The sequence below is a fragment of the Crocinitomix catalasitica ATCC 23190 genome (assembly GCF_000621625.1).
GTDB classification, from domain to species: Bacteria; Bacteroidota; Bacteroidia; order Flavobacteriales_D; family Crocinitomicaceae; genus Crocinitomix; species Crocinitomix catalasitica.
Genome location: NZ_JHXV01000027.1, coordinates 42459 through 57579 on the forward strand (window position 1 = coordinate 42459; position 15121 = coordinate 57579).

The window sequence follows — 15121 nt, forward strand, 5'->3', positions numbered from 1 at the left end:
AGCTTCTTCACGATCAAATTTATGCCAAGCAAAACAGTATTAACTATCGGAATTCTTGCACATGTCGATGCGGGTAAGACATCAATTACAGAATCACTGCTTCATCATTCAGGTGCAACGTCATCATTGGGTAGTGTAGATAAAGGTTCTGCTATTACGGATGATTTATCGATGGAAAAAAGTCGAGGCATTTCTATCAAAGCATCAGCCGTTAGTTTTGTTTGGGAGGATATTGAATTCCAGCTGGTCGACACTCCTGGACATATTGATTTTTCGGCAGAAGTTGATCGTTCGCTTTCAATATTAGATGGCGTGATTCTGGTCGTTTCAGCGAAAGAGGGTGTTCAGGCACATACCCTTAATTTATGGGAGAGTTTGGTCGAACGAGGCTTGCCAGTGATTATTTTCTTTAATAAAATCGATCGAGCAGGGGTTGATGTTGAACGCGTTTTTATGGAGTTTCAGAAAGATTTAGGCGCAAAACTTTTTGCTTTGAATTATCCTGATTTAAGTCTTCCAGGTCAGCCTAAATTAATCGATTTTGTGGATTGCGCTCAATATAAAGAAACAACCATTCTAGATACTTCAATGGAGAATTTGGCAGAATGTGACGAAGCTTTTCTTGCACAATATCTCGAAGGAGAAACAGCTGATTTAGGTCAGGTTTTAAAGCGAGGAAAGGATAAAATAAAATCCGGAGCGCTTTATGGAGCCTTATTCGGAAGTGCAAAATTAGGGTTAGGTATAAACGAATTATTAAATAGTATATCGAACTTAATTCCTCGACCAAAAAATTACCATACAACGCAGGCGTCGAAAGTTTTCAAGGTGACTTTCGATGAGAAAAAAGGGAAGTTGGCTTATATAAAGTCGTATGGAGAACAACTAAAAAGCAAGGACGTCATTCGTTCGCAATCGCTAGACAAAGACATTAAAATTAACCAGATTTATAAACCGCATCTTGGCGATTTAATTCAAATATCAACATTAGAGCAAGGTGAGATAGGGGTGATTACCACTTCAGATATTATCTATTCTGGCGATGTTTTAGGGATAGAAAATCTCGATGATGAATTTTCAAAAATCAGTAAAGCCGTACTTGGTGTACAAGTCATTGCTGTAGATGAAAAAGATTATCAAAAACTAGGAGAAGCTTTAGATATCTTGAATATTGAAGACCCGATTTTGGACTTTAAGTGGTTTAAAGAAGATAAAGAATTCCACATAAAAATATTAGGCCCCATTCAAACAGAGGTATTAAAAGAGAACCTCATTCAAAGATGGGGAATTGAGGCCGAATTCCACCAACCAAAAGTCATTTACAAAGAAACACCGGCAACTTCAGCAGAAGGTTATGTTCGGTATTGGATGCCAAAACCATGTTGGGCCATTATGACCTTTTTAATAGAGCCGGCACCCTTAGGAAGTGGTGTTTCATTTGATTCGAAAGTTAGAACGAGTGACATCAGCAATAAGTATTTAAACGAAGTCAAGCGCGCCATTCCTTGGTCGTTAAAACAAGGCATTCATGGTTATGAGGTAACAGATTTGTCCATAACGTTGATTGAAGGGAGTGAGCACAATGTGCATTCCAATCCTGGTGATTTTTTATTGGCTACACCAATGGGCGTACTCAGAGGATTAGAAAATGCGGGCTCAGATTTAATAGAGCCGATGTATGCTTTTGAAATCAAGGCCAATCAAGATTTATTAGGACCAATTGCAAGTGACTTAAACCAAATGAAGGCGATGATTGATGCGCCAGTTTTCGAACATGACTTTTTTACCTTATCAGGACGTGTTTCAGTTGCAGAAGCCATGAATTATTCGATAAAATTTAATGCGACCACTTCAGGTAAAGGTCGATTAAAATTGATTTTGGATGGTTATGAAAAAACAACCACAACACCAGATAAAATTCGAGGTTATAAAGGCGTTTCACCGCTAGATGAATCGCGATGGATTCTGCATATGCGCGGCGCTTTTAAAGCAGACGAACGGTAATTTTGAGGGATTGAATGTTGAATTTATGTACCGAATAGCAGTTTTATCCCGCTACCATGAATCTCGATTCTAATCCGGAGCATTTCTTAGTTTGACAATTTAACCTCAAATATTAACCATTTCCTCGCCCTTCTAATATATTTTTATTATTAATGCTCAGCGACTTACCGATATTGAATTGAAAAACTTATATTTGATAAAACAACCTGACTTGATTTTTTTTTATCGTTTTACAAATATTTACAAGCGTTTACAAATGAATACTGAAGGGAGTTCATATAAAAGGAATATCACACATAATTTTGATATTGGTACGTTGTACTTCATTATAACCAACCACTAACTAATGATAAAATTCTTTAGAAAAATTAGACAAAAACTACTCGCTGAAAATAAATTCAGCAAGTATCTGATTTATGCAATCGGAGAAATTTTTCTTGTGGTAATTGGAATTTTGATTGCATTGCAGATTAATAATTGGAATGAAGTTCAAAAGGGCAAAATGAAAGCAACCACTATTTTGAAAGAAATTCGTTCAGATATGTTTAAAGATTTAGAGTTAATCGAAGAATTAAAACCTTATTGGGGAAGAGAGATTATGTATTTTAAAAAGGTTTTACCTTCATTTAATCCTCGAAAAGAAATAACTTCCTTTGTAGGCTTTGATACTATTAGCAAAATATCTTATTCGGAGTTATTTGGATATGATATGCCCTTTCGGTCAAGTACAAGTGCCTACGATGCAATGATTGCTGATGGCAATTCTGACCTTATAATAAATGACACCTTATATTCAAATATTCAAAGGTTTTATACTTTTAATGCACCTACCAATGAAAATCTATTTGAAATCTTGAGACAGGAATCATCTGATTTAAATTATAAATATGCTCATATAATAGCTTATAAACCATATAAAAACATTAGAGATTTAACGGATGAGTATTTAATTGCTGATCTTAATATTTATTTTCAATCAAAGAATTTTTATTATTGGAGAACATTTGTAATAAACCAGGAAAGCCTTAAGGGGATTATTTCTCAAATTGACAAAGAATTAGAACAATAGCTAAAAATAACGAAAGCACAATAACGTGTATAAAATATAGCTAGTAAGTGCTAAATCGATAGGTTTGTGTTTATTTGCAAAGACCGCCAAATTTTTAAATTTGGCTTTTAAAAATGATAAGTTAAAAACAAAATCTAAAAATTCGGCTCTGTGTTTATCCGAAAAATTAGCGTTTTTTTTATACGCTACGTTCCGTACACAAGACCGTTATCAATAATAAAAATGAAATTTTTAAACTCATTCATATTAATACTTTTAACGTGCTTGACCTCTTGTAAAAGTGAGGTCCAAGAAAAAGAACCTACCCAAAGCTCTGAAGCAATAAAAATTGCGATAGATCAAAACAATACTGAAACGAAAATCCATGCGGATAGTCTAGTGAAAATTAAAACAATTAATCAATTACGAAGTGAGTTAAAGTTTAAAAGGGATTATTCATGCAGTAGAATTCTTGCATCTCCCTACGAAAAACGAAATTTGGAAAAGAAAACCACCTATGACTTTTATCCCTTTTCAATTAATTCAATAATTGACATAAATGTAGAAGGCTTCAATCAACTTTTGTCAAAAGGAGAAAAAACTGGATATTGTTGCTGCCCTGAAAGAAATATCCTACTCCATTTCCTTGACAAAACTTATAATTACAAAACCTATTATGTAGATACTATCTCTAACAAGGATAATGTGAGAATATATCAAAGTAGTTACCAATACTCATACATCATAGATAAGTCGGAATGGAACAAATTTTTGAACGAGCAAAACGAGTTATCATTTATTAAATATTTTGTCACTGATCATAAAAAGGCCAAAGAGATTCATTCATACACAATAGAAAACAACATTCCTATTATTACAAGCAATAGCACCTCTAACATGTGGATGAACTACGAGGGGGATTTTGAGTTTACAGTTTCAGCAGTTGGTGAAAAAATTACTGAGCAAGAAATTTATAAAAACATCTATATGCAATACCCAACTGATGACTACAAAGTCGAAACTATTGGCAGATATCAAATGTGCGGTTCTTATGATGGAAATGATTGTTATGAAGAGTATGTCATAAGGATATTCTCGAATAAAGATTTTCATAACAAGTTTAAAACCTACCTCCCTAGATCCTATTTTGATAAAGCAATTGGAACATTCATAGCCGTAGGAAATGTAGAAGAATTGAACAAAATGGAAAACATTTACCCAAACGATGATTAAAAATATTGCTAACACTATATAAGAAAACATAGCTAGATTGCGGGTTAAGAAAGTTTCGAGTTCCATTAAGAGTACGCCAATTCTGCGAATTGAATCGAGGCGGAAAATATACGAGCCAATTCACAGAATTGGCTTGGTGGAAGCTTGAAACTTCACTACTTTAAATCCGCTAATATTCTTATACTAACCGCTAACTGCACCACAAGTACTTATAACAGTTTAAAATGCAAAATAATAGCGGTATGAACTCGGTTGATTTCACCTAAAATTCGCGAAGTGAAAAGCGGGGTTTAGTAAAAAAATGACAAACAAAATGAGCAAATATTCTAGTACGTTTATCACAATATTGATAAATATTTTAGCATTAACTGTTATTTACTTTATTCATAATGATTATCTTATACTTGGGTATTTTTTCTTAATGTTAATTTTAGGAATAGTTTTAATTTTCAATCGAAAGTACAACAAGATTGGAATTGGGTTTCTATTGACGACAGGATTAATGCTAGCATTAGCTATTATTGTGTTTAAATACTTAAGTCATATGCATTGATTCGACAATTAGACTTTCGGTTGTTCTCCGCTCCGCAATAGCCGCTGCTTCACCCAAATACCTTAAGGTTACCTAAATTATCTCGTATTTAACTTTGCTGTTTCCTAAAATAGAAACATTATATTTGGTTAAAACCTAACGATCTAAGATTTTTTAAAGAAATGGAGTATCCGATAGTTGTGAGTTATGTACAATATGCGTAGTTATCCAAAAGTAACAAACTGTGAAACTATCTCAAATGAGAATGTTTGTTTCAAATATTAAATTGATAAGATTGCGATTGAAAAAAGTGTTCGATAAAATGGAAAGAATGAATGCAAATAATATATTAAAAATTGCTTTGACATTACTTGTATTCGGCTATTGTTTTGCAATTTATTGGTACGAAGGAAATGATGATTATATTGCTCTACCGTTCCAAATTGCTCTTATTATACTATTTGTTATAGTAAATAAAATTCACTGGAAGGTATCTAATAGATTTCCCACAATCAATATGAATTACCCTCAAATCTATTTATTTGGAATCCTTTCAACTATATATCTGATTATGGGATTAGTAGATTTATATCAAGGAGACTATATTTTTACCGCTTACAATTCTAACATCGGGTTTTCTTTATTATGGCTCTTTTTTGCATATGTGGCAAGGAAAAAAGTATTGATAATTACAAAAAAGGGTGAATTGCGTTATGGGAATAAAAATATAATAATTGAAAATGATGATTTTTTTCAGATTTTTCCTGAAAAACTGCTTATTTCGACTCGAAATGAAACTCTAGAGATAGAAATCAATCATTTGAGTGACTTACAAAAACGATCACTAGAAAACCAACTAAAACAGGGTAAAAAAGTACATAACACAAAATAAATATCAGCCCGCCAAAGGCTGGCCGACAGCATAAATGCTTATATTTATTCAAACGGTATTAGGTTGTTAGGCACAAGCTGAACACTTTCAATTCAAAATATGAATCCAAAGCAAAAATTAGAATCTATTTTAAATAACGAATACAAATCCGGAGATGGAGATTCATATAAAGTAGAATTGTTGGATGGAATGACCAGCTTAGAAATTACTGAATATAAAAAACAGTTACCAAACAATTTTCTTCCTACTGAAATAGAAGAACTTTTAAAGTTCAGTAAAGGTTTTGAATTTTTCGGATTAGAAGAAGTTAGATTTGACTCATTTGGACATTTTGGTTTTGAAGAAATGTTTCCTAATTCAATCCAACTTGCTGGAGATGGATTTGGAAATTTTTGGATTCTTGACATTGACGCAAACGGAAATTGGAATTCAGTTTATTATGTTTGTCACGACCCAGCAGTTATTGTAAAACATTCCGAAAATTTAAGTCAATTTATTGAACAGATTGACGAATATGGAAAAAAAGGAAATGAATCTATTCTTGACGTAATTCACGAACAAACCGTGATGGAAATTTGGACTGATAAAGTCGGAATTATGGAAAAGAACCAAAAAAAATATGATTTTGAAAATGGGCAAATTCAACTTCCTGAAATTTTCCTAGTTGCTGACTTGACAAACGAACCAATAAAAGCTGGGTTTCCTTGGGGAAAATCTGGTGCTAATACTAAAATATTAAGACCGACAGATAAACCGATTTGGATTGTAGAGAAAAAAGTAAAACAAGGATTTCTATCAAGATTATTCGGAAGAAAAAAATAAAACCAGAGACCTAACTTCTCCGCTCCGCAATAGCCGCTGCTTCACCCAAATACCTTAAGGTTACCTAAATTATCTCGTATTTAACTTTGCTGTTTCCTAAAATAGAAACATTATATTTGGTTAAAAACTAACGATCTAAGTCCTAAATAAGATCCATTTATAAAAAAGGAATAACATACATATATTTGATCTTAGGTTTTTAACAGTAATAACATGAAATTATTTGGAACTATAGCGATACTAGCAATTTTCTTATCTCCACATGAGAGAGAATGCACAATTACCAATAAAGGATTAAATAATATTATCGTTGATTCATCTTTGCTTAAAGATGTAAAGGACGATTTCGGGGCAATGAGTTCAGCTAAGGAATGGCAAAACTCTGTGGAGCTGGAAATATTTGGAAATTATCGGTTTAGTAAAACTTCTGAAAATCAAGGGATAATATTTTATGCAGAAAGGAAAAAGGGAAAGAAAATAATTAATGATATTGTACTAACCGAAGGATGTCCATGTAAAACTAAAGATGGGATAAGAATAGGTAGCACATATGGCGACCTTAGCAAAGTGTTAGGTCAACCATACTTCAATAATGACAAAAGAAAACCGTCAAGATCATATGAACCAAATATGTATTTTAAACAAGAAAAAGGAGGCCTTAGTCTTCAAATAACATACAACAACTTTTATTTTACCATGAGTAGTACTGATACAACTGAAGCTAAAATTAATAGAATTAGAATATTCTAACAACTGCAATCAAAACCTAAACCTTAATACCACTTCGTACCTTACAGCGCGGAAATTTAGCCAAGCCGCAAATCTTAAAAAAATAAAATTTGAAATTTAGAATAACAATAGTTTTCGTTTTGAGTGTCTTTGCATTATTTGCACAAAAAGAACACAATCTGAGTCAATTCTATGGTGTAGAATTAGGTTTCAAAAAAGGTTCATATGGTAGTGATACAATACAAATTACTCCGCTTGAAGAAATAGATACGATTGGAATGAGATATTCCATAGAAAAAATAGAGAAGTATTCTGAATACCGTGAGACAGAACGTTTCGTACTTGATAGTACAGGAGCTGTTACGAATTATATTTTTTTTATAAACTGCCCTGTAGGTGAATGGTTACCAACCTTACTTGAATTCGAAATAAGAGAAGATAAACTCTTTATGTTAGTGGAATATAATTATTTTCATGGAGGGGAAGAACCGATACTCAAGGAATATTTTTGGAATATAGATTTTTTTTCGGACCACGAAATTCGACTTAGTAGAAATAAAAAATGAAACAGATACTAATAATTTTCATCGTATTTATTTGGGGTAAAATTGGATTTGGACAAGAGAATGATGATACTTGGAAATATCTAGACTCAGTTTTAACTGAAACAAAATTGGTTCAAGAAATAAATAATGACAGTATTACTGCTCTAATGATTTTCTATAATGTTTATGAAACTGGAGGTGGAGAAGCAAAAGGGTTTCTAGTTGATAATAATATTCCGGGTGGAAAAATCGATAACGACCTTTCAATTCCTAATTGTACTGACAGTTGTGATATTAGAATGGAAACATATGCATATTCGGATAGTTTATTCATAATCAAATACAAATGGAAAGGATCAGAAAACTTCATCACCGATACTTGCTACCTTTTTCATTACAATGGAAGTTATATGGCATATTCTAAAGGAATCTATAATAATAAAACCTTAAAGTTGACTCAATATCAATGGTATCTTGGCCCAGCTTCTACTGACCAAAGAGAAGTAATTCTAATTTGCTCGCGTGAAAGGAAGAAAACCATCTTTTATTTAAATTAAAAAACACAATCTTTTGAAAAAAGAGAAAATGGATAATAATGAGATCTTAGACGAGGAATTAACAGGAAATATTGACGAGAAACTTAAAACGGACGCAAAAAGATATCTCGTAAGGATTTTGGTGTTAATCGTTATTAATACCATACTTTTTGGACTTCTAATAAAAGGCCCAAGAAGTACTGCTGATAATTTTCTAGCAGCTTTAAATGCGAACTTATTAGGCTTTAATATTTTAGGATTTTTACTGGGAGCTTTAGTGGCTTTATTCCCATTTAAAAATCTTCCCTATAAAAAGAAGTATTTAAGAGCTTCTCTTTTGACAATTCTAACTATTCAAATAATTTTCGCTGTTGTATTTATCCCAATTGGTTTAATGACATTAATGGGCTGGTACTAAAAAAGAAATTCTAGGTTTAAGTAGATGTTCACCATCAACTTTCAGTCAACCTCTCGGATAACGAAGAAAAATGTATAATTTTATTCGACCGTATAGCCAATTAGAAAATTAAAGAAATCAATAACTTGCAAGTAGAAATAAAAAAAACAAAAATTCAATGTTACAAATGCATGAGGCCTTCAAGTACATGTATTTGCCAATTCATCAGTCCTGCCCAGACCAAGACGCGTTTTATTATTTTGATGCACCCAATGGAGTACAAAAAAGAAAAAAACGGAACCGGGCATATGACGAGGCTTCAACTTGAAAACTCGGAAATTATAGTGGGTGTCGATTTCACGGATAATGATCGTGTTAATGAAATATTGAATCAAGAAAATGCGGCTTCATTTTTACTCTATCCAGGAAAATGTAGTTTCAACTTATCAGTTAGAAAAGGTGCAGAAATTAATTCGTTTATGGGTGAAAACCCACACATTTTCATTCTTGATGGAACGTGGCCCTGTGCCCGAAAAATGTTGAAGCTAAGTACGAATTTACAGGATCTAAAACGAGTGAGTTTTGACAATGAAATCAAATCGAAATTCATTATCAAGCAGCAGCCAGAACCGCTCTGTTTGAGTACAATTGAATCCGTTTATACTGTCTTGAATTTATTGAACGAAGGTGGCGTTGAAAACTGTGAAACGAAAGATTTCCTGATGCCTTTTGAAAAAATGATTGCATATCAACTCGCATATATGCTAAATGCCAATAATTCAAACGATCCTACAATAGTGAACAAAGAGATACTGCCTAAGACGTCTTATAGGAAAAGGCAGGAAAGAAATATTATTTTAGAATAGGAGGGGTGGATGATTTTTTTGATGTTGATTAGATCATAAATTGAAGTAACGAACTTCTAATTACCAACTTTTGCGAACTTATGTAATCACTGATAAGTATTATAGCTTATTGTCGGAAAACGAAACCATTTCCCCATCAAAATTCAAATTTCTTTTTTCAGTATTAATAATCAGTTACTTAATAGTATTTAATTAGAAAACTTATATTTGATAAAACAACTTAATTGCATTTTCTTAACTGAGGAAAAGGTTTATATCGCCGAAAAACAATACTTCAAAGCGGGAACATGCACTAGGGAAAGGAATTGATATGAATAAAGAAATAATCGAAAGGTTTAAAGCATATTTCATCGAATTGGATTTAGGTGATGTTTCAATGCTGAATGAGTTTTACGCAGATGAGATCATTTTTAAAGATCCTATTCACGCTATAAATGGAATTGATAATCTCCGTGAATATTTTAAAAAATTGAATGATAATTTAAATGCAGGCTCATTTCAATTTATGGATGAATCTGTCGTAGATAATAAGGTTTATTTAAGTTGGGAGTTAAATCTTCAATTAAAGCGCCCTAAAAATAATGTTAAAGCTTCCGGAATATCGGTATTGGTAATTGATGACAAGATAATTAGTCATAGAGATTATTTTGATGCGGGAGAGTTATTCTATGAAAACATTCCTGTTTTGGGAAGTATAATTCGTTCCCTGAAAAAGAAAATCGCGAAATAGATCGAATGATGTAATCTATAATAGGAAAGTGTTATGGAGAATCAAAATGAGATAGTAAGTACGCTTGATGTGTCATAGAGCAACTCAAAAAAAATAACGAAACAGAATCCTTAGATATGAATAATAGACTTACCAAACTCAAGAAGAAACAGCAGTTCGTAAAAATCTACATCTCAGATGCTGATGATGTTGCCATTACACACTTTAGTGGAATTGTGCTAGATCATAATAAAGATTTTGTAATGATGCTTGATTTTCATGACTTCCGAAGTGATGGTTATGTAGTTATTCGTAAAAAAGATATCTATGAAATTAAACGAACTAAAAATGAAAAATTTTTGCAAGAAATAATGGAAAAAGAAGGCATTCTCAAAGAATCATTTAAACATCTAAAAACGATAAGTCTAAGTACAATGGAGAGAATGTTTAAACAACTTAAAGAAAAAGGGTTACCAATAATTATTGAACGGAGGTATAAAGATGAGGACATATTTCAAATAGGACCGATTGACTCTATAGAAAAAAAAGTAGTACGCATTCGTTATTTTAATGCGCGTGGGGAGTATGATCATAAACCAGTTCGGTCCAATTTTAAAACCATAACATTTTTCCGAGTTGGGGATTTATATTCAGAATTATCCCACAAGTACGCTAGAATAGTTAAGTAACGTTATCTTCTACAATTCACTGAAGGAATATGGGGCTGTGTTCAATAAGAATTTAGTGTCTTATAATCCACTAATTGACAAGTAAAAAAAACTATAAACATAATAAATGAAACTGATCTACCTTTGTTTAATCTTTGCATTTTATGCTTGTAATCAATCAGACACTTCAAAAATAAATGAATTAGAAAATTTGGATAGTTTGATAACGAATACTGATACTCTGAATAAAGCTGTCATAGTCGAAGATTCAATCATTATCAACAATTATTGGTCTGAGCAAAATATAGCATCTGCTACTTTATATTGTTATTATCCTGAAGCAGATCGTAGAGTTAAAAATTTAATTTTAGATAAAGATTTTAAATTGAACGCAACAGTTATCGATTCGTTAACCTATGAGTTGCCCCAATCAACTTTTGATGATTTCAAAAAGAATTTATTAAATCAAACTAACTTTATGGAAGAATTGGTTTCTGGATGTTTTGATCCGCATCATGGTTTAGTATTAAAAAATGATGAAGAAGAAATAGTTGGACATTTCTCAATTTGTTTTGATTGTAACCATTACCGATTAATACCAGAGCATGTTAGCTATATTCCTATGGATGTTTTTAGAAAACTATGTCACCAAGCCGATATTCCAATCGCACAGCACGTAATTGGGAAACGCTATCAAGAATCAATAAAGAAATAATTACTAAATGGTGTTAAATCAGTGAACAACTCAAAAATAAAGAGCCGATTGAATAATTTTACACGCACAATATTGATAATATTTTTTTCATTTGCAATCTATGCGCAAGATGTGGATGAAGATTTTCTAAATGAAATAATTTCAATAGAAAAAGTCCAAAATTATGACTCAATTCTTCTGCTGGTAGAGAAGAGTGATCTATTATTAAGAGCTGAGATCGTAAAAGAATTGAAGTCTATAATGCCAAACAAGATCGTTGATGAGTTATCAATTAAAAACAAAGCTGTTCGAATAAAAAAGAAGCTTTGGGATGTTTCAAAAGTCGACCGAGCGAAACGTGTAATATCAAAAGATTCTCTAGGAATTCTAATCTACAAAGACTACCATACTTCGGATAGTTTATTCAAAATAACCTACCATTTAGATTCGATTAGTGATTTGGAAATACTTGATAAAAAAATTGACAGTCTAGATAAAATAGGAATTAATGCAATTGGGTTTAGAAGTTTATCAAGTTGTCATAAGTATACTTCAATTTATAGCTATCCTTTATTTTCTAAAAATGGAAAATGGGCAATAATTGAACAGGTGAGATATATTGGCGCTTTGAATGCAAGTGGTGCAATTTATATTTACAAAAAAAAACGTAAGAAATGGAAACTTATCGATACTGCTGGTGGTTGGATCAGCTAAGTTTTGAATGGATTCGTTATTTTAGAGCAATGATATAGCGCGGGAATATGTTTAACGGAATAAATTTATTGGTCGCTTATCATTTTGAAAACCATTCATGAATATAAATTCAGTAGTAAATATAATCAGTGATCAGTATTCATTTTTGAGTGATGAATGCAAATTGGAGTTATCAAATAATGCTAAAATTCTGGAGTTAGAAAAGAATTCAACCTTGGTGAGGGAAGGGCAGTTTTCAGATAAAACATATTTTATAATTCAGGGTTGTGCAAGAGCGTATTATTTAAAAGATGGAAAGGATGTTTCGGATTGGTTTGCGTTTGAAAATGACTTTATAAGTTCGATAAATAGTTTTTTTTTAAATGTTCCTAGTCCACATTTTATTGAACTTCTTGAAGATTCCGTATTATTAGAAATTTCAAGATCGAATATTGAGAAATTAGAGCATTTGCATCCTGATTTTGAGCGATTAACTAAAGTTGTTGTTGTGAAAACAATGCTCAGTCAACAAGAAAGGATTGTTTCAATGCAATTCCATTCTGCAGAACAGAAATATGAAAATATTTTAGCCAGTCATCCCAATATCAATAAGAGAGTTCCATTGACACATATCGCTTCATTTATTGGGATTACACTTGAAACATTAAGTAGGATAAGAAAAAAGCTAAACTACATTTGATTAATATCAAATGGCAATTCATTTTTTAATATCAAATTTGTAAAAAAAGATGAAACGCATCCATTATATCTCAGGAATAACGATCACGACATTTGTCGTAATGCACTTGTTCAATCATTTGTTCAGCCTATTTGGTGCGAATGCACATATTGAGTTGATGCACGATTTAAGAATTATTTATAGGAATGTAATAGCTGAAACCATATTACTTTTTGCCATTGCAATACAAATTATTTCAGGGATTAAATTGTTTTTAAAGAAACGGAAGACAAAAACTGTTTTTTTTGATAAAATCCAAATGTGGTCAGGTCTTTATCTAGCCATTTTCCTTTTATTTCATTTAAGTGCCGTTTTCATTGGTCGATTGATTTTGAACTTAGATACCAACTATTATTTTGGTGTTGCTGGACTAAATACTTTCCCTTTGAATTTATTTTTTATTCCTTATTACGGACTTGCAATTATTTCTTTTTATGGACATATCGCAGCGGTACATTCTAAAAAAATGAAAAGTAAAATTTTTGGAATAAGTCCAGTCAATCAGTCGTATGGAATTTTGATTTCAGGTATCGTTTTAACCTTGGTTATATTTTACGGACTAACCAATGGTTTTAATGGAGTAGATATTCCCATAGAATACAATATAATGATTGGAGAATAAATGAGGACTTTAACGATTTAAAACATCCTGAGAAAGTTGAATTATTGCTACACGAAGACTGTGAAACGTTGAGTTTTTAATTCATGAAGAATACATCGGTGTGAATCAAATGATTTGTTCCGATTTTTTAAGTGTTTTGTGAGGTCTACTAAATCAATATAAAATGGACATAAAAGAAAATTGGCAACTGATTAAAAATCATTTTAATTTAAGTTTTAAATCAAGTTTGGGCGTTTCAATTGCCTCGGTCGACATAGACAATAATCCAACTGTAACGCCAATAGGAACACTATTTTTAAATAAAGATCAAACAGGATTTTATTTCGAGAAATTCCCCAAAAAAATCCCGAAAAACGCAAAAATAAATAAAAACATCTGCGTTTTAGGCGTCAATAGCAATAAATGGTTCTGGATTAAAGCGCTTTATAAACTTAAATTTAGTGCTTATCCGGCAATTAGACTTTATGGTGAATTAGGGGCGAAAAGGAAAGCGACAGAAATAGAAATTTCAAGACTGAATAGACGAATGCGAACAACGAAAGGTTTAAAAGGCAACACATACCTTTGGGGAGATATGGACTTCGTTCGTGAGGTTGTTTTCACAAAAGCAGAAGGCGTAAAAATTGGAAAAATGACAGATTTTTAACGAGTAAATAAAAAATATTTACTTTAGCGCTAAGTCTTTAACCTTGTGAGAGCTCAACTTTATTCAATCTAAATTAAAACCTAATCTATGAAATATACCTTAATAATTGTTTGTCTGATTTTTGCCGTAAACTTGAATGCACAAAAACTCAAAAATATATCTCAAAAGGTTGATGATGGTTATACTGAAAAATACACCGTTTTAAAATCTGATAAGTCTGTCAGGCACGGAGAATTTGCGTTATATGATTCCAATAAAAATCTTTTTATGAAAGGTTATTATCAGCAGAATGAGAAGGACAGTGTTTGGACTTCTTATACATGGAATGGAGAGGTCATTCAAAAATATAACTATACGACAAATAAGTTAGAATATTTTAATTCGGGAGATGAAGCAGATAGTCAATATGTGCATATTGATAGTGTTAGAATAAATGCCAAAGTTGATTCTCCACCGGCATTTATTAGTGGTGAAAGAGCAATGGCATTGGTCATACAGCGAAACGTAGTATACCCGCCTTCAGCGGTTGAAAATGGCGAGGTGGGAATGGTTTATGTATATTTTGAAATAACAGTTGACGGCAAAGCAGTGAATCATAAAGTAGTGAAAGGCGCATCAGAAGTTTTAGATAAAGAAGCAATTCGGGTGATTAAAAAAATACCTGACGAATGGGTACCAAGTTATATCGATGGCAAGCCAGTGCATACAGAATTTGTGATGCCCGTTAATTTTAGATTAGGGTAGGC

General features: G+C 32.1%; 18 protein-coding genes. All 18 read left to right on the forward strand.

Going from position 1 to position 15121, the window contains the following annotated elements; all coding sequences use genetic code 11:
* Positions 1–21: 21 nt before the first annotated feature.
* The 18 genes from T367_RS0114795 (at position 22) to T367_RS24120 (ending at position 15119) form a co-directional block, all read left to right on the forward strand.
* A complete protein-coding gene (locus T367_RS0114795; RefSeq protein WP_027420549.1) occupies positions 22–2004 on the forward strand; it encodes an elongation factor G in 1983 nt (660 codons plus the stop codon).
* A gap of 346 nt (positions 2005–2350) precedes the next feature.
* Entirely contained in the window at positions 2351–3073 is a 723-nt protein-coding gene (locus tag T367_RS24115; protein ID WP_051568581.1) for a DUF6090 family protein, read from the forward strand.
* A gap of 222 nt (positions 3074–3295) precedes the next feature.
* Positions 3296–4285 (forward strand): hypothetical protein, encoded by a 990-nt coding sequence (locus T367_RS0114805; protein WP_157454256.1) that lies wholly within the window; start codon positions 3296–3298, stop codon positions 4283–4285.
* 863 nt (positions 4286–5148) lie between these two features.
* A complete protein-coding gene (locus T367_RS0114815) occupies positions 5149–5709 on the forward strand; it encodes a hypothetical protein (protein ID WP_157454257.1) in 561 nt (186 codons plus the stop codon).
* A 99-nt stretch (positions 5710–5808) separates the two neighbouring features.
* A complete protein-coding gene (locus tag T367_RS0114820) occupies positions 5809–6531 on the forward strand; it encodes an SMI1/KNR4 family protein (RefSeq protein ID WP_027420553.1) in 723 nt (240 codons plus the stop codon).
* 213 nt (positions 6532–6744) lie between these two features.
* Positions 6745–7281 carry a hypothetical protein gene (locus T367_RS0114825; protein ID WP_027420554.1) on the forward strand — a complete coding sequence of 179 codons (537 nt, stop codon included), beginning with the start codon at positions 6745–6747 and terminating at the stop codon, positions 7279–7281.
* 89 nt (positions 7282–7370) lie between these two features.
* Positions 7371–7826, forward strand: coding sequence for a hypothetical protein (locus T367_RS0114830; RefSeq protein ID WP_157454258.1), 456 nt, complete (start codon positions 7371–7373; stop codon positions 7824–7826).
* On the forward strand, positions 7823–8362 hold the full coding sequence (locus tag T367_RS0114835; RefSeq protein WP_027420556.1) for a hypothetical protein: 540 nt from the start codon (positions 7823–7825) through the stop codon (positions 8360–8362). Before T367_RS0114830 ends, T367_RS0114835 begins: the two co-directional genes overlap by 4 nt.
* Positions 8363–8375: 13 nt before the next feature.
* On the forward strand, positions 8376–8759 hold the full coding sequence (locus tag T367_RS0114840) for a hypothetical protein (protein ID WP_157454259.1): 384 nt from the start codon (positions 8376–8378) through the stop codon (positions 8757–8759).
* 125 nt (positions 8760–8884) lie between these two features.
* Positions 8885–9604, forward strand: coding sequence for a tRNA-uridine aminocarboxypropyltransferase (locus T367_RS22595; protein WP_262485461.1), 720 nt, complete (start codon positions 8885–8887; stop codon positions 9602–9604).
* A gap of 310 nt (positions 9605–9914) precedes the next feature.
* Positions 9915–10334: a nuclear transport factor 2 family protein gene (locus T367_RS0114850; protein ID WP_027420558.1), complete on the forward strand. Its 420-nt coding sequence runs from the start codon at positions 9915–9917 to the stop codon at positions 10332–10334.
* Positions 10335–10450: 116 nt separating this feature from the next.
* Positions 10451–11002 (forward strand): hypothetical protein, encoded by a 552-nt coding sequence (locus tag T367_RS0114855; protein ID WP_027420559.1) that lies wholly within the window; start codon positions 10451–10453, stop codon positions 11000–11002.
* A 106-nt stretch (positions 11003–11108) separates the two neighbouring features.
* Positions 11109–11696, forward strand: coding sequence for a hypothetical protein (locus tag T367_RS0114860; protein ID WP_027420560.1), 588 nt, complete (start codon positions 11109–11111; stop codon positions 11694–11696).
* A gap of 72 nt (positions 11697–11768) precedes the next feature.
* A complete protein-coding gene (locus tag T367_RS0114865; RefSeq protein ID WP_027420561.1) occupies positions 11769–12389 on the forward strand; it encodes a hypothetical protein in 621 nt (206 codons plus the stop codon).
* Positions 12390–12486: 97 nt separating this feature from the next.
* Positions 12487–13068, forward strand: a complete 582-nt coding sequence (locus tag T367_RS0114870) for a Crp/Fnr family transcriptional regulator (RefSeq protein ID WP_027420562.1) — start codon at positions 12487–12489, stop codon at positions 13066–13068.
* Positions 13069–13117: 49 nt separating this feature from the next.
* Complete coding sequence (locus T367_RS0114875; protein WP_027420563.1) at positions 13118–13729, forward strand: hypothetical protein; 612 nt, start codon at positions 13118–13120, stop codon at positions 13727–13729.
* A gap of 163 nt (positions 13730–13892) precedes the next feature.
* A complete protein-coding gene (locus tag T367_RS22600) occupies positions 13893–14375 on the forward strand; it encodes a hypothetical protein (RefSeq protein ID WP_051568582.1) in 483 nt (160 codons plus the stop codon).
* Positions 14376–14462: 87 nt separating this feature from the next.
* Positions 14463–15119 carry an energy transducer TonB gene (locus tag T367_RS24120; RefSeq protein ID WP_051568583.1) on the forward strand — a complete coding sequence of 219 codons (657 nt, stop codon included), beginning with the start codon at positions 14463–14465 and terminating at the stop codon, positions 15117–15119.
* Positions 15120–15121 lie beyond the last annotated feature (2 nt).